The 16343-nt window shown below is 63.1% G+C and carries 17 protein-coding genes; 5 read left to right on the top strand and 12 right to left on the bottom strand.

The window, feature by feature from the left end; all coding sequences use genetic code 11:
* Window positions 1-12: 12 nt before the first annotated feature.
* From V1293_RS01905 to cysS, 4 genes are all read right to left on the bottom strand, one after another.
* Window positions 13-390: a VOC family protein gene (locus tag V1293_RS01905; RefSeq protein ID WP_334506200.1), complete on the bottom strand. Its 378-nt coding sequence runs from the start codon at window positions 388-390 to the stop codon at window positions 13-15.
* Between the two features lie 19 nt (window positions 391-409).
* Window positions 410-2008, bottom strand: coding sequence for a citramalate synthase (cimA, locus tag V1293_RS01900; protein ID WP_334506198.1), 1599 nt, complete (start codon window positions 2006-2008; stop codon window positions 410-412).
* Window positions 2005-2517, bottom strand: a complete 513-nt coding sequence (locus tag V1293_RS01895; protein ID WP_334506196.1) for a GNAT family N-acetyltransferase — start codon at window positions 2515-2517, stop codon at window positions 2005-2007. The genes cimA and V1293_RS01895 overlap by 4 nt, the downstream gene beginning before the upstream one ends.
* Before the next feature lie 117 nt (window positions 2518-2634).
* Window positions 2635-4050: a cysteine--tRNA ligase gene (gene cysS, locus V1293_RS01890; protein WP_334506194.1), complete on the bottom strand. Its 1416-nt coding sequence runs from the start codon at window positions 4048-4050 to the stop codon at window positions 2635-2637.
* A 463-nt stretch (window positions 4051-4513) separates the two neighbouring features.
* On the opposite strand from cysS, the gene V1293_RS01885 reads away from it, so the two are divergent.
* Together V1293_RS01885 and V1293_RS01880 are read left to right on the top strand one after the other, a co-directional pair.
* A complete protein-coding gene (locus tag V1293_RS01885) occupies window positions 4514-4837 on the top strand; it encodes a hypothetical protein (protein WP_334506192.1) in 324 nt (107 codons plus the stop codon).
* 249 nt (window positions 4838-5086) lie between these two features.
* On the top strand, window positions 5087-6256 hold the full coding sequence (locus tag V1293_RS01880) for a DUF2865 domain-containing protein (protein ID WP_334506190.1): 1170 nt from the start codon (window positions 5087-5089) through the stop codon (window positions 6254-6256).
* A 10-nt stretch (window positions 6257-6266) separates the two neighbouring features.
* Here V1293_RS01880 and V1293_RS01875 read toward each other — a convergent pair whose 3' ends face one another.
* Genes V1293_RS01875 through V1293_RS01865 form a run of 3 tightly spaced genes read right to left on the bottom strand, consistent with a single transcriptional unit; the run spans window position 6267 to window position 9803 of the window.
* Complete coding sequence (locus tag V1293_RS01875) at window positions 6267-8015, bottom strand: NAD+ synthase (protein ID WP_334506188.1); 1749 nt, start codon at window positions 8013-8015, stop codon at window positions 6267-6269.
* Window positions 8016-8059: 44 nt separating this feature from the next.
* Entirely contained in the window at window positions 8060-8413 is a 354-nt protein-coding gene (locus V1293_RS01870) for a diacylglycerol kinase (RefSeq protein WP_334506186.1), read from the bottom strand.
* A gap of 1 nt (window position 8414) precedes the next feature.
* Window positions 8415-9803: a class II 3-deoxy-7-phosphoheptulonate synthase gene (locus V1293_RS01865; RefSeq protein ID WP_334506184.1), complete on the bottom strand. Its 1389-nt coding sequence runs from the start codon at window positions 9801-9803 to the stop codon at window positions 8415-8417.
* A gap of 170 nt (window positions 9804-9973) precedes the next feature.
* On the opposite strand from V1293_RS01865, the gene V1293_RS01860 reads away from it, so the two are divergent.
* Entirely contained in the window at window positions 9974-10879 is a 906-nt protein-coding gene (locus V1293_RS01860; RefSeq protein WP_334506183.1) for an alpha/beta hydrolase family protein, read from the top strand.
* 100 nt (window positions 10880-10979) lie between these two features.
* Window positions 10980-11474: a hypothetical protein gene (locus tag V1293_RS01855; protein WP_334506182.1), complete on the top strand. Its 495-nt coding sequence runs from the start codon at window positions 10980-10982 to the stop codon at window positions 11472-11474.
* Window positions 11475-11697: 223 nt separating this feature from the next.
* Here the strand turns inward: V1293_RS01855 and V1293_RS01850 are convergent, their stop codons facing one another.
* Window positions 11698-11910, bottom strand: a complete 213-nt coding sequence (locus V1293_RS01850) for a hypothetical protein (protein ID WP_334506181.1) — start codon at window positions 11908-11910, stop codon at window positions 11698-11700.
* A gap of 122 nt (window positions 11911-12032) precedes the next feature.
* Between V1293_RS01850 and V1293_RS01845 the strand changes: the two genes are divergently transcribed.
* Window positions 12033-12623, top strand: coding sequence for a cysteine hydrolase family protein (locus tag V1293_RS01845; protein WP_334506179.1), 591 nt, complete (start codon window positions 12033-12035; stop codon window positions 12621-12623).
* Between the two features lie 313 nt (window positions 12624-12936).
* Here V1293_RS01845 and V1293_RS01840 read toward each other — a convergent pair whose 3' ends face one another.
* The 4 genes from V1293_RS01840 to gor all read right to left on the bottom strand — a co-directional run bounded on the left by V1293_RS01840 (window position 12937) and on the right by gor (window position 16226).
* Window positions 12937-13788, bottom strand: coding sequence for a 3-hydroxybutyryl-CoA dehydrogenase (locus V1293_RS01840; RefSeq protein WP_334506177.1), 852 nt, complete (start codon window positions 13786-13788; stop codon window positions 12937-12939).
* Between the two features lie 152 nt (window positions 13789-13940).
* Complete coding sequence (locus V1293_RS01835) at window positions 13941-14342, bottom strand: PIN domain-containing protein (RefSeq protein WP_334506175.1); 402 nt, start codon at window positions 14340-14342, stop codon at window positions 13941-13943.
* Complete coding sequence (locus V1293_RS01830; protein ID WP_334506174.1) at window positions 14339-14569, bottom strand: AbrB/MazE/SpoVT family DNA-binding domain-containing protein; 231 nt, start codon at window positions 14567-14569, stop codon at window positions 14339-14341. The genes V1293_RS01835 and V1293_RS01830 overlap by 4 nt, the downstream gene beginning before the upstream one ends.
* Window positions 14570-14840: 271 nt before the next feature.
* Window positions 14841-16226, bottom strand: coding sequence for a glutathione-disulfide reductase (gor, locus tag V1293_RS01825; protein ID WP_334506172.1), 1386 nt, complete (start codon window positions 16224-16226; stop codon window positions 14841-14843).
* Between the last annotated feature and the right edge of the window lie 117 nt (window positions 16227-16343).

Here is a 16343-nt window from a genome sequence, read left to right as displayed (position 1 = left end):
GTAGTCGGCGCTTCACTCACTCGGAAACGTCACCGCCTCGATGCGGTTACCATCGGGGTCAACAACGAACGCCGCGTAATACCTCACGCGGTCATGCGGCCGCAGGCCCGGCGCGCCGTCGGAGCGGCCACCGGATTTCAGCGCGGCGGCATGAAACGCATCGACATCGCCGGTGGTTTTGGCGCGAAGACAGATATGCGCGCCGCTCTCGGGCGGGACCGGTGCCATGCCGGCGCGCAGGTTGATCCAGAATTCGGGGTAGGTTTTGCCAAAGCCGATGGTGGCGGGGCGCGTTACCAGACGCGATAGGCCGAGCGCTGCAAGCGTTGCTTCATAAAAGCGTGCGGAACGTTCGAGGTCGCTGACGCCGACGGAGATGTGGTCGATCATTTCGTGCTACATTCTCAACTCAGGCCGGCGCGCCGGATTTCACCAGCTTGTAGACCACCGAATCCATCAGCGCCTGGAACGAGGCATCGATGATATTGGGCGAGACCCCGACCGTGATCCAGCTATCGCCGTTCTCGTCCTCGCTCTCGATCAAGACCCGCGTTACGGCTTCCGTGCCGCCATTGAGGATACGCACGCGGTAATCGATCAGCTTCAGGCGCTCGATGTATTTCTGGTACTTGCCGAGGTCCTTGCGCAGCGCGACGTCGAGCGCATTGACCGGGCCGTTGCCTTCCGCCGCCGAGATCAGCCGCTCGCCGGCGACATCGACCTTGACCACCGCGAGCGCCACGGTGACGCGCTGGCCATTGGCGTTGTAGCGCTGCTCGACATTGACGTCGAACTGCTCGACCTTGAAATACTCCGGCACGCGGCCGAGCGTGCGCCGCGCCAGCAGGTCGAACGAGGCGTTGGCGGATTCATAGGCGTAGCCCGCCGCCTCCCGCTCCTTCAATTCCTCGACCAGGCGCGCCAATTTGGGATCGGTCTTCTCGTAGGTGATGCCGGCGCGGTCGAGTTCGGCCATCACGTTGGAGCGGCCGGCCTGATCGGACACCAGCACCTTGCGATGGTTGCCGACCGATTCAGGCAAAATGTGTTCGTAGCTGTGCGGGTCCTTCATCATCGCCGAGGCGTGAATACCGGCCTTGGTGACGAAGGCGCTTTCGCCGACGTAGGGCGCATGGCGGTTGGGTGCGCGATTCAGCATGTCGTCGAGCGTCCGCGATACCTTCATCAGCGTCGTCATTTTCTCCGCGGTGACGCCGATCTCGAAGGCGCCGGAGAATTCGTTCTTCAGGCGCAGCGTCGGGATCAGCGAACAGAGATTGGCGTTGCCGCAGCGCTCGCCGAGCCCGTTCAGCGTGCCCTGGATTTGCCGCGCACCGGCACGCACGGCAGCCAGCGAATTGGCCACCGCCTGCTCGGTGTCGTTATGGGCGTGGATGCCGACATGGCTGCCCGGAATATGTTTTGTCACCGTGCCTACGATGGTCTCGATTTCGTGCGGCATGGTGCCGCCATTGGTGTCGCACAGCACCACCCAGCGCGCCCCGGACTCATAGGCCGCCTTGGCGCAGGCGAGCGCGAAATCGGCATCTTCCTTGTAGCCGTCGAAGAAGTGCTCGCAATCGACCATCACCTCGCGCCCCGCCGCCTTCGCGGCAACGACGCTGTCGCGGATCGAGGCGAGGTTTTCCTCATTTGTGGTCTCCAGCGCCACCCGCACCTGATAGGCGCTGGATTTGGCGACAAAGCAGATCGCATCGGCCTTGGCCTCGATCAGCGCCGCAAGCCCCGGATCGTTCGAGGCCGAACGCCCCGGACGGCGCGTCATGCCGAAGGCGGTGAATTTGGCGCTCTCGAACGTCGGCTTGTCCGAAAAGAATTCGGTGTCGGTCGGATTGGCGCCGGGATAGCCGCCCTCGACATAGTCGATGCCGAGTTCATCCAGCATCTGCGCGATGATCTGCTTGTCGTGCAGCGTGAAATCGACGCCGTTGGTCTGCGCGCCGTCGCGTAGCGTGGTGTCGAAGAGATAAAGGCGTTCGCGGCTCATGACGGAACTCCCGGCGCGGCATTGTCAGCCAGCGTCTTCTGCATCGTGGTGTTGGCGAGCCATTCGCCGTTGAGCGAGACGGTGTTGCGCTGTTTGGCGGCGTAACCGCGCTTCTTGAAAAACGGCTCCGCGTTATCGCTGGCATCGACCGTCAGGGTTTTAGCCCCGCGTGCGCCCGCCAGTTTTTCCAACGCGTCGACCAGCATCGAGGCGACGCCCTGCCCGGCGACGCTCGGATGGACGAACAGCATATCGATGTGATCAGGCCCTTTCAGCGAGGCGAAGCCGACCGGCGCGTTCTGGATGGTCGCGATCAGCGTCAATTGTCCGGCGAGTTTCTTGCCGAAAGCTTCTTCATCCTCGGCAGCCTGAGCCCAGGCTTCCTGCTGCGCTTCGCTGTAGTCATCGCCGGTCAGCCCCTCGATGGCGGCAACGAAGATCGCCGCCAGCATCGGAACATCCGCCGGCAGAAACGGCCGCAGGCCGGGTTTGGGCAATGCCTGTCCCATCGCGTCAAAACACTCCGAACAATCGCAAGGCCAGGATGACCGCGGCAACGATCAGCGCCCATTTGATGAAGATGTAATAGCGCCAGTGCTTCGGGAACGGCGTATCGGGCTTGTCCATCACGCGATCTCCCATGTGGTCACGGGTTTTCCGTCCGCATCCTTGCCGTCCTTGATGGCGACACCCATGGCGGCAAGCTCGTCGCGGATACGATCGGACTCCTTGAAATCCTTTCGTGCGCGCGCCGCCGTGCGCTCCGCAATCAGGCGATCGACCTGCTCCGCATCGACGCCGCTCGCCTGCTGCTTGCGTCCCTTCCATGCCGCAGCACTCATCGAGAGGAAGCCGAGCAGCCGGAGCGAGGCCGCAAACTCGCCGCGTTCGCGCGCGCCGCCGGACGCCGCCGCATTGCGCAGGCCGTGCAAGACAGCCCTGGCCTGCGCCGTGTTGAGATCATCATACAGCGCCTCGACCATTACCGGCGACGGTTGACCGCCCTCGGCGTCGGCCGCGACCGCGTACCAATCGTCGAGCGTCCTCGCGCTCTCTTCCGCGCCCTTCAGGGTCCAGTCGAGCGGCGAGCGGTAATGCGTCTTCAGCATGCTCAAACGCAGCACTTCGCCCGGCCAATCGGCCAGCATCTCTCGGATGGTGAAGAAGTTGCCGAGCGATTTCGACATCTTCTCGCTTTCGAGCTGCAGGAATCCGTTGTGCATCCAGACATTCGCCATGCGGTCGGAATGAAAGGCGCAGCAGGTCTGCGCGAGTTCGTTCTCATGGTGCGGGAACACCAGGTCGATACCGCCGCCATGAATGTCGAATTTTTCGCCGAGATGCTTCCAGGCCATCGCCGAGCATTCGATGTGCCAGCCGGGGCGGCCTTCCGCCTTGATGCCCGATGGCGACGGCCACGACGGCTCGCCCGGTTTCGACGGCTTCCACAGCACGAAGTCGGTGTTGTCACGCTTGTAGGGGGCGACGTCGACGCGGGCGCCCGCGATCATCTCGTCGAGCGAGCGTTTCGACAGCGCGCCGTAGCGCGGCATCACGGAATTGGCTTCGTTCATCGCCTGCGGCGAGAACAGCACATGGTCTTCGGCGACATAGGCAAAGCCGCCGGCAACCAGTTTCTCGATGATCGCCCGCATTTCCGGGATATGTTCAGTCGCGCGCGGCTGCACCGTCGGCGCCAAGCAGCCGAGTGCGGTGACGTCGTCCTGATACTGCTGATAGGTCTCTTCGGTGACCTTGCGGATCGCCTCATTCAAGGGCACGCCGGGATAATCGCGCGCGGCGCGCACGTTGATCTTGTCGTCGACGTCGGTGATGTTGCGAACGTACTTCACGTGGTCGGCGCCATAGCGATGGCGCAAGACGCGGAACAGCACGTCGAACACGATCGCCGCGCGACCGTTGCCGATATGGGCGAAGTCATAGACCGTCGGTCCGCAGGCATAGATGCCGACGCTGTCGGCATTAAGCGGCACAAACGGCCGCTTCTCCTTCGTCAACGTATCGTAGAGTCGTAATTCCATGGAATACCCATCCCAGTGCCGAGATTTGAAGTTCCTTCAGTGGTAGCAGCGAGATCGACCAGGAACTTCAAATCGCAGGCGGCACTAAACTTTTAGTTTCTTGCAGCGCACCGGCTCTCGCATTCGCAACCCATTCGCCGCAAGAACATGCGAATGCGAGAGCCGGTGCGCTGCCGGCCGGGCGTCCAGTGATCTCAGTTTTTGAGAAAAGACGGCCTCAGCCAGCGAATCGCTAGCTAATAATCTCGCGGCAAATGCTGCAGATGGCGAGGAGACCGTTCATGGTTCCACCATTGCGGTATCGGAAGGACGTCGTCAAGGCCTTGCTCGTGCCCGATTTGGGGCCGAACAGGCCGCCGAACCCCCGCCATTCGCTGCCGCCCCGTGGGCTCATGGTTAATCATTATTAACCCTTTGGGCCTATCTGTGTGGAGCGATTCCTTATCCCCTGCCGGTGTCATCCATGCGACTTTCCTGCGCACGCATTGCCAGTGCCTTCCTGGCCAGCGCCTTCCTGCTTGCCGCCTCGGCCGCTTCCGCCGACAGCCGCGTTTTCATCGTTGCCAACCAGGCCGATGGTTACGGCGTGGATGAATGCCTCGCCAGAGGCGAAAAATGCGGCGCCCACGCCGCCCGCTCCTACTGCCAGTCACGGGAATTTGCACAGGCCACCGCCTATCGCCGCGTCGATCCCGACGAAGTTACCGGCGCGGTTCCGAAAGACGGCGGCGATAGATGCTCTGGCCAAGGTTGCAGCGAATACGTCGCCATCACCTGCCAGCGCTAGCGCCTTTTCGGTTCCGGTTGAACCAGAACCGGGATTCACCCACGGATCAAGTCCGGGCAGGCTCTCGCGCGAAAGCGCCATGGAGGCGATTATCGCGGAATATCAAGGGCTGGTTGCCACATCCGCGCCCCGGAAACGACGTGACGCTGCCCTGAGAAGGGGGTATTGGATGCGGCCTTGGTTGCAACACGCCGCCTTGGCCGCGATTAGGGCTTTCAAGCCGCGCGGATCAGCTCTCAATGGCCGGATATGCTGGAAATTCGCAACGCGCCCCTCTCCTTTCGGATTTTGACCTGCGCCATCCTGCTCGGCATCGCTGCCCCGGGCACACCCGCCTTGGCTCAGTCGAACGATGACGCCATGGCGCAGATGAACCAGGACGCCCCGCCGCAGCAGCAGGGCGCGCAGGCCAATCCGATCTGCATCCGGCTCGAAGGACAATTGGCGACCATCGACCGCGGCGCCGGCACCGGCGACCCCGCCAAGGACGAACAGATCCGCCGCTATCAGGAAGCCCAGGCCAAGCAGCAGGCCGAACTCGATCGGGTCACGCTGCAGGCCAAGCGCATGGGCTGCGAGAGCTCGGGCTTCTTCTCGCTGTTCAACGGCCGGTCCGCCCAGTGCGGCCCGGTCAACAACCAGATTCAGCAGATGCGCGCCAATCTCGACCAGATCACCACCAGCCTGGAGCGCCTGCGCAGCGGCGGCATCGGCGGCGCCGACCGCGAAAACCAGCGCCGCTCGGTGCTGACGGCGCTCGGGCAGAACAATTGCGGCCCGCAATATGCCGCTGCCGCGCGCGGTCCCGGCAACTTCATCGACAGTCTGTTCGGCAACAACAACCAGACGCTGCCGCCGCCCAGCGCCGACCTCGGCGCGCCGTCCGGCACCTTCCGCACCGTCTGCGTCCGCACCTGCGACGGCGGTTACTTTCCGGTGTCGTTCGCCACCTACCAGGCGCGGTTTCAGGACGACGAGAAGACCTGCAAGGCACTTTGCCCGGCGACGGAAGCGACGCTGTTCACCTACCGCAATCCTGGCGAGGACATCAATCAGGCGGTCTCGATCAGCGGCCAGCCTTACACGTCGCTGCCGAACGCGTTCAAATTCCGCTCCGAGTTCAACCCGTCCTGCGCCTGCAAGGCCGCCGGCCAGACCTGGTCGGAAGCGCTGAAGTCAGTCGATGACAGGGCCGGCGTCGAACAGGGCGACATCATCGTTACCGAGGAGAGCGCGAGGCGCATGCAACAGCGCGCGCAGCCGAAGGGCGCAACGCCACCGCCCAAGAAAGGCGCAGCGCCTGCCGGCACCGCCGCCGCGCCGGCTGCGACAGCAGCCCCGGCCGATACGACCGCTACCGCCGCCGACAAGGACAAGATCCGCACCGTCGGCCCGACCTTCATTCCACCGAAGCAATAATGTAGCGAAATTACCCCTCGAACGCGTCCGCCGAGGCGCGGCCGGCGCGTGCGACCAGCTTCTCGTCGGGCGCGGGAAGCGCCCTGCCATTGTCGCGGAAGCGGTTGGTGATGGGATAGCGGCGGTCGCGGCCAAAGTTCTTTTCTGTCACCTTGACGCCCGGCGCCGCCTGCCGGCGCTTGTATTCGGCAATGTTGAGCAACCGGTCGATCCGCGTCACCATTTCGGCCGGGAAGCCGGCTGCGATGATCGTGGCCAGCGGCTCCTCGCGCTCGACCAGCCGCTCGAGAATTCCGTCCAGCATCTCGTATGGCGGCAGCGAATCCTGGTCAGTCTGGTTTTCGCGCAACTCCGCCGTCGGCGGTCGCGTGATGATGTTGACCGGAATGACCTCGCCCGAAGGTCCCAGCGCGCCGTCCGGTTTCCACGCGTTGCGCAGGCTTGAGAGGCGAAACACTTCGGTCTTGTAGATGTCCTTGATCGGATTGAAGCCGCCATTCATGTCGCCATAGAGCGTGGCATAGCCGACCGACATTTCCGACTTGTTGCCGGTCGTAACCACCATCGCGCCGGTCTTGTTGGAAATCGCCATCAACAGCGTGCCGCGGGTGCGCGCCTGCAAGTTCTCCTCGGTGATGTCGCGCGGCAGGCCGGCGAACGGACCGGAAAGGATTTTTTCAAAGCCGTTCACGGCATCCGCGATCGGCAGCACCTCGTAACGGATGCCGAGTGCTTTCGCGAGCTTTGCGGCATCGTCGAGCGAGACCTGCGCGGTAAAGCGGAACGGCAGCATCACGCCGCGAACCTGATCGGCGCCGAGCGCGTCGACCGCGATCGCCGCACACAGCGCGGAATCGATGCCGCCGGAGACGCCGAGCAGCACGCCGGGGAATCCGTTCTTGCGGACGTAGTCGCGCAGGCCCAGCACGCAGGCCGCGTAATCGCCCTTGTCGCCCTCGATGAGCGGCATCACCGGCCCGGAGCAGCGCCAGCCGTCGGCGCCCTTGGTCCAGTTCAGCGTGACGATGCTCTCTTCGAACGCCGGCAGCTGCGCCGCGACCGAGAGATCGGCGTTGAGCGCAAACGACGCGCCGTCGAACACCAGTTCGTCCTGTCCGCCGATCTGGTTGAGATAGACCAGCGGCAGGCCGCTTTCGGTGACGCGGGCCACCGCGATCGACAGGCGCAAATCGTTCTTGTCGCGCGCGTAGGGTGAGCCGTTCGGCACCACCAGAATTTCCGCGCCGGTTTCGGCGAGGCACTCGACGATGTTTTCGTATTCCTCTGATTCTTCGAGCCAGATGTCCTCGCAGATGGGCACGCCGACCCGGATGCCCTTGACGGTGACCGGCCCCGCGGCCGGGCCGCGCGCGAACAGCCGTTTTTCGTCGAACACGCCGTAATTCGGCAGGTTCGCCTTGAAGCGAAGGGCGGCGATGCGGCCCTCATCGAGTAGCGCGCAGGCATTATAGAGCTTGTCGTCTTCGACCCAGGGCGTGCCGATCAGCATGGCCGGACCGCCGCCCTTGGTTTCGCGGGCCAACTCTTCGACCGCGGCGCGGCAGGCGGCCTGAAACGCGGGCTTCAGCACCAGGTCTTCCGGCGGGTAACCGCAGATGAACAATTCGGGCAGCACGACGAGGTCGGCGCCATCGGCTTTCGCCCTCTCGCGCGCCACCCGCGCCTTGGCGGCGTTGCCCGTGACGTCGCCGACCGTCGGGTTCAACTGCGCCAGCGTGATCGTAAAGGTCTCGGTCATGGGGCGATGGTGCCTTGCACAAGAGCAAACTGCAATTGCTCGCTTTAAATTGCGCCTATGCGTTCAGCGAGGGCGAACAGCCAGAACAGGCCGGCCATCAAAAGCGCCACGCCGACCGCGGCCGACCCCATGTCCTTGACCTGGCCGATCTTCGGATCGTGGTCGGTGGTCAGGCGGTCGGCGAGCTTCTCGATCGCGGTGTTGAGAAGCTCGACCACCAGGACAAAGGCTACGGCCGCGACAAGTTCCACGCGGCGCATGGCCGTGGCGCCGACCAGCCAGGCCAGCGGCACGGAAAGCGCCAGCGCGAAAATTTCCTCGCGGACAGCCTGCTCCGAGCGGATCGCAAAAGCGAGGCCGTTGCGCGTGTTGATGGTGGCCCGCCAGAGTCGCAGCAAGTCAGAGTCCCGCTGCGGCCGGCATCGGCTTTTCCTTGCCCGCGCGTTCCTGCTTGAGCAGTTCGGCGATCAGGAAGGCCATGTCGATCGATTGTTCGGCATTGAGGCGGGGATCGCAGACCGTGTGATAGCGGTCGTTGAGGTCCTCGTCGGTGATGGCGCGGGCGCCGCCGATGCATTCGGTGACGTCCTGCCCGGTCATTTCCAGGTGCACGCCGCCGGCATGCGTCCCCTCCGCCGCATGGATGGCGAAGAACGACTTCACCTCCGACAGCACCCGGTCGAACGGACGGGTCTTGTAGCCCGAGGTCGAGGTGATGGTGTTGCCGTGCATGGGATCGCACGACCAGACCACGACGCGCCCTTCCCGCTGCACGGCGCGGATCAGCGGCGCGAGATGGTCGCCGACCTTGTCGGAGCCGAAGCGGTTGATCAGCGTCAGCCGTCCGGGCTCGTTGTCGGGATTGAGGATGTCGATCAGCTTCAGCAGTTCGTCCGGCTTCAGCGAGGGACCGCATTTCAGGCCGATCGGGTTCTTGATGCCGCGGAAATACTCGACATGGCCGTGGTCGAGCTGGCGGGTGCGATCGCCGATCCAGATCATGTGGCCCGAGGTGGCGTACCAGTCGCCGGTCGTGGAATCGACCCGCGTCATCGCCTGCTCGTAACCCAACAGCAGCGCTTCATGGCTGGTGTAGAAATCGGTGGCGCGCAGCTCGGGATGGCTTTCCAGATCGAGGCCGCAGGCGCGCATAAAATTCAGCGCGTCGGAGATGCGATCCGCCAGTTCCTGGTACCGCCGCGACTGCGGGGAATCCTTGAGGAAGCCGAGCATCCACTGATGGACGCTGCCGAGATTGGCAAAGCCGCCGGTCGCGAACGCGCGGAGCAGATTGAGAGTCGCGGCCGATTGCCGGTAGGCCATCAACTGGCGCTGCGGATCGGGGATGCGCGCTTCCGGGGTGAACGCGATGTCATTGATGATGTCGCCGCGGTAGCTCGGCAGTTCGACACCGTTGATCTTTTCCGTGTTCGACGAACGCGGTTTGGCGAATTGTCCGGCGATGCGGCCGACCTTCACCACCGGCAGCGCGCCGGCATAGGTCAGCACCACGGCCATCTGCAGCAGCACGCGGAAGAAATCGCGGATGTTGTTGGCGCCATGCTCGGCAAAGCTCTCGGCGCAATCGCCGCCCTGCAGCAGGAAGGCTTCGCCCGCGGCCACGCGGGCCAGCGCCTTTTTCAGATTGCGCGCCTCACCGGCAAACACCAGCGGCGGAAACGTGGCGAGCTGCGCCTCGACATCGGCCAATGCCTTGGCATCGGGATAATTGGGCACTTGCAGCACCGGCCTGGTGCGCCAGCTATCAGGCGTCCACCGCTCGGACATGACGTTAACTCCTGAGCAAAAACCGCTACTTACAAGCGATTGTGAAGGCCGGTTTATACACAGGCCTTTCGCCGACCGCCAGTTAGATTTCCGGTAGTCCCGACAAGCCCTTGCGGCAAAAGCCGATTTCGCTTTTGCTGTGGCCGCTCGCAACCTGAGGAGAAGAAGCAGTGGCCGAGCCGGGGCTGGACGACGTATTTTGCGACGACATCACGGTGCCCGCGACGGATGGATATCCCCTTGCCGCGACACTGTTTCTGCCCCGCGGGGCCAAGCGCCACGCGGTCCTGATCAATTCGGCGACCGCCGTCCCCCGAAAACTCTACCGCGGCTTTGCCGGCTACCTCGCCAAGCGCGGCTGCGCGGTCTTGACCTACGATTACCGCGGCACCGGCGATAGCAGGCAGCAGGCGCTGACCGGCTACATCAGGCCGAAATCACTGGTCGGCTTCAAGGCCTCGATGTCGGACTGGGCCGCACAGGATATTACGGCTGCGGTCGCCTGGATGCACGAGCGCTACAAGGCGCTTCCCTTCGCCTATGTCGGACATTCGTTCGGCGGCCAGGCGCTCGGCCTGTTGCCGAACAATTCGGAGATTTCGCGCGCGCTGTTCATTGCCGCCCAGGCCGGCTACTGGAAACTGATGACGGCGCCGGAGCGCTACCGCGTCTACGCCATGCTGAATTTTGTCGGCCTCCCCCTCACCCGCGCGCTCGGCTACATGCCGGGCAAGGCCGGCCTCGGCATGGACCTGCCGAAGGATGCGTTCCTGCAATGGGTCGGCTGGGTGATGAGCCCACGCTATCTGTTCGACGACGCCAAACTCGAAGCCTTGCAGAATTTTTCGAAATACCAAGGCGCGTTGCGCGCGCTCTGCATGTCCGACGATCCCTGGGCGACGCGGCCCGCGGTCGAATTGCTGTGCTCGGGATTTACCTCCATCAAGCCTGACATCATCACGGTGACGCCGGCCGACACCGGCGCGAGCAGGATCGGGCACATGGGATTCTTCCGGCCCGAACATCGCGACACGCTGTGGCGCGGGGCAGCGGAATGGATCGAGGCGGGAGACTAGGTTCTTCCGATTCAGTTTTCGAATGGTGCGCGGTTCCGCTTGGCGGAACTGCAACAAACCGTGGTTTCCCGGATAGACCGCGCCGAAACAAAATTCGACAATGGCTCATTCCTCGCAATTGATACTATTGCTCGCCCGACAGTTCGGATCGACTGTCGGGCTTTGCATTTTTGCATGCGGGACGTCGCTGGATCGTGCAGCCGGAACGTCCGGATCATACACGCCTGAATGCTATCGCTCGGGCAAGCGATCGGGCTCGCGTGCGAACCGCGCCGCCATCATTGCCGCTATGAACGATCCACTGGCCGTCAGGTGTTTGCCCGGTAATGATGCCGACATGGTGCGCCCAGACCACCACCACGCCGATTCCGGGGCCGCCGGCATTCATGCCTTCGCTCGCCCAGGAGCGTGCAAGCGCAAGGCGACGGTCCGGTTTGCCAAGATATTTGCTCAAGTAACTGCCGCACCAGGCGTGCGCCCGGTGACCGTGATGCCGGTGATGGGGCCGCGCTTCGGCCTGAATGGAAAAGACGAGCAGAAACGTGGACGCGACAAGGAGGGGTTTCAGCATGATTGCTCCAGGGAACGCTGGTGATGGGGACGCGCCGCCAATAGCGTTCCTCGTGGATTGTTCCTGCATGGCTGCCATTTCCCGTCGCCTTGTGACGGCACAACGCGGGACATGCTGCCGTGGCGCGGGTGGTCTGCAGCGCGTAGCGTACTGTTGCTGTCAGGTCGTCGGCATCGATCTTCACGGACATGAGAGCCTCCTTGCCTGCGCAAGGATGACTATCAGGCGGCTTGCCTGACGACCGGCCCTACCTTACCACACCCGCCGCGTCACCATCGTCGCGCGGCAAGACGTATTCGAGTGCCAGAAGTCCGGCTTCGAGAATCAGAAACGCAATCGCGCCGCCTAGCCACCCGAAGAATGCGATCGCAAAAGCCAACAACAGCAAGGCGCTGACGACGTCCGCCACGATCTTGCCGCCCTGCTCAATCCCGTCCTGCATTCCGGAAAAGTAGGCCATCACGACCTCCCTTGACCTGCTCGATGTGCAACGCGCTTGGGACCGCGACCGTTCCGTCTCGCCAACCTTGAAACCAGTTCCGGCTCACCGAATTAGCTCTCCGACGAGGCGAGAGATCGAGAATGGCCGGAATCAGCGACGCCGCGCATCTATGCATCGATATGCAGAACATCTTCGCCAAGGGTGGGGTGTGGGAAACGCCGTGGATGGAACGCGTGTTGCCCGTGATTTCGGACATATGCGCGCGGTACACCGAGCGGACGGTATTCACACGCTTCATCACGCCCGAGCGGCCGCAGGACCGGCGCGGTCAATGGCAGGCCTATTTCACGAGATGGCATCGCGCGACGCGCAGCAATCTCGCATCCCGCGCGCTCGATATCGTGCCTGAGCTTGCGCGCTACTCGCCGCCGGCGCCCGTCGTCGACAAGCCCGCCTATTCGGCATTCTTCGGCTCGCGGCTCGGTCATTTGCTGGTGGAGCGGCACGTCGGGACGGTTGTGGTGTCGGGCGCGGAGACCGACGTCTGCGTGCTTTCCACCGTGCTCGGCGCGGTCGATCTCGGTTTTCGCGTGGTGATCGTGCAGGACGCCTTGTGCAGTTCTTCCGACACCGGCCACGATGCGCTGATGACCATGTACCGGACGCGGTTCAACGAGCAGATCGATCTGGTCAGCGCCGCGGAGCTGTTCAACCTGTGGCGCCCGGATTAAGCGCTCCGGCGAGGCCCTCGGAACTGCCGCTCCGGCTCCGGCGTTTACCCCACGGCAGTCAAATCGCGTGAGGATCGATCCATGGCGGAGCCGGACGTTCGCAAGGGAATGCCGGCCGTCAGATTGCCGCGCGAAGAATTCGAGAAGCGCTATCGCAGCCGCTTCGTCGATCCGGCCTTCCAGCCGCTGCAACGCGAACTCGACGCCATCGTCGCGGCCGCGTGGGACGCCTACAGCCATTCGCGAAAGGCGCCGCATACACAACAAATGATGGGTATCGCTTCGCTCCACCCATCCTGCACGCGCCGCTACCCTACTTCCCGTAGCTGTAAAACCCCTGCCCGGTCTTGCGGCCGAGATGGCCGGCGGCGACCATTTCCTTCAGCAACGGCGCGGGGCGATATTTCGGATCGTTGAATCCCTCATAGAAGACTTCCATCACCGAAAGCATGGTGTCGAGGCCGATCATGTCGGCCAGCGCAAGCGGGCCGATCGGATGGTTGCAGCCGAGCTTCATGCCGGCGTCGAGGTCTTCCGCCGTGGCGATACCTTCCTGAAGCGCGAAGATCGCCTCGTTGATCATCGGACAGAGGATGCGGTTGACCGCAAAGCCCGGGCTGTTCTTCGCCGTTATGGATACTTTGCCGATCCGTTTTGCCAAGGCTTCCGCCTTGGCATGTGTATCGTCGGACGTCTGCAAACCCCGGATCAGTTCCAACAGCGCCATCAGCGGCACCGGATTGAAGAAGTGCAGGCCGATGAAGCGGTCGGGACGATCGGTCGCGGCGGCGAGTTTTGTGATCGAGATCGAGGAGGTGTTGGTAGCGAGCAGCGCCCGCGGCGATAGCTTCGTGCAGAGATCCTTCAGGATCTTGACCTTCAAATCTTCGTTCTCGGTCGCCGCCTCGATCACGAGATCGCAGGTGGAAAATTTCGCCGTGTCGGTGCTCGTCGTGATCCGGGCCAGCGCGGCCTGCCTGTCGGCGTCGGACATCTTCTGCTTGTTTACCAGTCGCTCCAGGCTGTTGGAGACGACCGACATGCCGCGGGTGAGCGCAGCATCCGAAATGTCGGTCATGACCACGGGAAGTCCGGCGGCGGCACACACCTGCGCGATGCCGTTGCCCATCGTGCCCGCGCCGACGATACCGATTGATTCGATCATTGCTCGCATACCTCTGTTCTTGAATGCCGGACTACGTGGTTATCAGAATGTGGCGGCCATCGGTAGCCTGCAGCAAATAGCGCCCGTGAGCGCGAAGATATCCGAGACCGCCGGAATGCTGCGAAGATATACCTGGATGCAATCCCTCCGTGCTACGCCCTCTCAACAAACGGATTGCGGATCGTCAGATCGGCAATCGCGCGGCCGTGCTGCATATCTTCGCTGTAGAGAGTGTCACAGCCAGCCCCGGTGGCTGCCGCAACGATGAGAGCATCGTTGAGGGCCAGGCCGTGTTCGCGCGCGAGCCCGAGTGCGGCAGCATGTGTGTCAGCCGTCAGCGGCACAATCTCGGGAAACCGGAAACGCAGGGAATGCAGGACCGCTTCGATAACGGGCCATTCCTGCTTTTGCTTCTTGCGCAATACGTTGGTGAACTCGTTCAGCACCTGCACGCTGATGACACCACCGCCTGCAATTGCGGCCAGTGCGCGCTCGCGGCGGGCATCGGTCGAGAAGGCGTAGATGAGGACATTGCTGTCGAAGAATGCGCTCACCGTTCGTTCGCCTCGTCGCGGTCGAACTTATAGCCTTCGGGCAAAGGAAAACGGAACGCTTCCGCCTGTCGCAGAAATTCTGCGCGCTTGTCGATTTTCTCGACCGCGACCCTCCCCTTAGAGGCCGCAACAACGTCGAGTTCGTCGCCGGGGCTGAGTTTCAACGCCTCGACCAGCTTCTTGGGCAAGCGGACCGCGAGGCTATTGCCCCACTTGGACACCAGCATTACCGCCTCCATGATATCATCGAAATTCAGGATATCATATTCAGGATATCATCGTATTTCAAGCCGGCCGGGCCAGGAAAATTCCGCACGGTCGTAGAAGCGCGCGTAGATCGGACTGTCTGCGCTCCGCTACACCACCGCCTCGCGCGCATATCTCGCCGTCAGCGTCCGCACCGGCTTTTCGGCCGCGGTCGGATGCAGCAACTAGCCCGCATCATCCGGCTATGCTTGCCTTGACAGCGGACTACACCCCTACACGCTGACCGCCAGCCTACTCCGCCGCCTGGCGCACGTACCGCGCCGTCGGCGTGCGCATCGTCACCAGCTCTTCCGAGGCAGTCGGATGCAGCGCAATCGTGGCGTCGAAATCGGCCTTGGTCGCTTTCATCTTCACGGCGATCGCAACCGCCTGGACGATTTCGGCGGCGGTATCGCCGACGATGTGACAGCCGAGCACGCGATCCGTCGTGCCGTCGACCACGAGCTTCATCAGCACGCGGGTGTCGCGGCCGGACATCGTCGCCTTGATCGGGCGGAAATCGGCCTTGTAGATGTCGACATGGCTCACCAGCGCGCGCGCCTGCGCTTCGGTCAGGCCCACGGTGCCGACCTCGGGCTGCGAGAATACAGCCGTCGGGATGGTGGCGTGGTCGACCTGGACCGGGCGCTTGCCGAACACGCTGTCGGCGAAGGCATGGCCCTCGCGGATCGCCACCGGCGTCAGATTGAGGCGATGGGTGACGTCGCCGATCGCATAGATGTTGTCGACCGAGGTCTTCGACCACTCATCGACGGCGATGCCGCCATTCGCCGGGTTGATGGCAACGCCGGCCTTCTCGAGGCCAAGGTTGGCGACGTTCGGGTGCCGGCCGATTGCAAACATCACCTTGTCGGAGGCGATGCTCGAACCATCAGACAAATGCGTGGTGAATTCGTTGCCGTGCCTGTCCACTCTATCGATGGTGCAGCCGGTGATGATCGTAATCCCCTGCTTTTCCATCTCGGCGCGCACGTGCTTGCGGACGTCCTCGTCGAAACCGCGCAAAATGTTGTCGCCACGATAGATCACGGTCACGTCGGAGCCGAAGCCGGCGAAGATGCCGGCGAATTCCAGCGCGATATAGCCGCCGCCCTGGATCACGATGCGCTTCGGCAATTCGGTGAGATGAAACGCCTCGTTCGAGGAGATGACGTGCTCGATGCCGGGGATCTCGCGGCCATGGTTAGGCGCGCCGCCGGTCGCGATCAGGATGTATTTTGCGGTAACCTTTTCGCCGGTCATCAGCCGCAGCGTGTGGGCGTCTTCCAGCACCGCACGGGTCTTTGCAATGCGCGCGCCTGATTTCTCGACATTGGCGGCGTAGATTCCTTCGAGCCGCGCGATCTCCTTGTCCTTGTTGGCGACCAGCGTCGGCCAGTCGAAGGAGACGTCCGATATGGTCCAGCCGAAACCGGCGGCATCCTCGATCTCGTGGCGGACGTGCGAGCCGATCACGAACAGCTTTTTCGGCACGCAGCCGCGGATCACGCAGGTGCCGCCCATCCGGTATTCTTCGGCGACCATGACCTTGGCGCCGTGGTTGGCTGCGATGCGGGCGGCGCGAACGCCGCCCGAACCACCGCCGATGACGAACAGATCGACGTCGAACTCAGCCATTTCAAACCCGCCCGAAGCCGCTTCTGGTTTCTCTTTTTGTTTGACGCGTTATCTACGCAGATAGGTCTGCGTAGATTTGATTGCTATGCGAATCGGAAGTCCACCCTCGGATCAGGT

Source organism: Bradyrhizobium sp. AZCC 1693, from assembly GCF_036924745.1.
Classification (GTDB): domain Bacteria; phylum Pseudomonadota; class Alphaproteobacteria; order Rhizobiales; family Xanthobacteraceae; genus Bradyrhizobium.
This window is presented reverse-complemented; position numbering and strand designations above follow the sequence as displayed.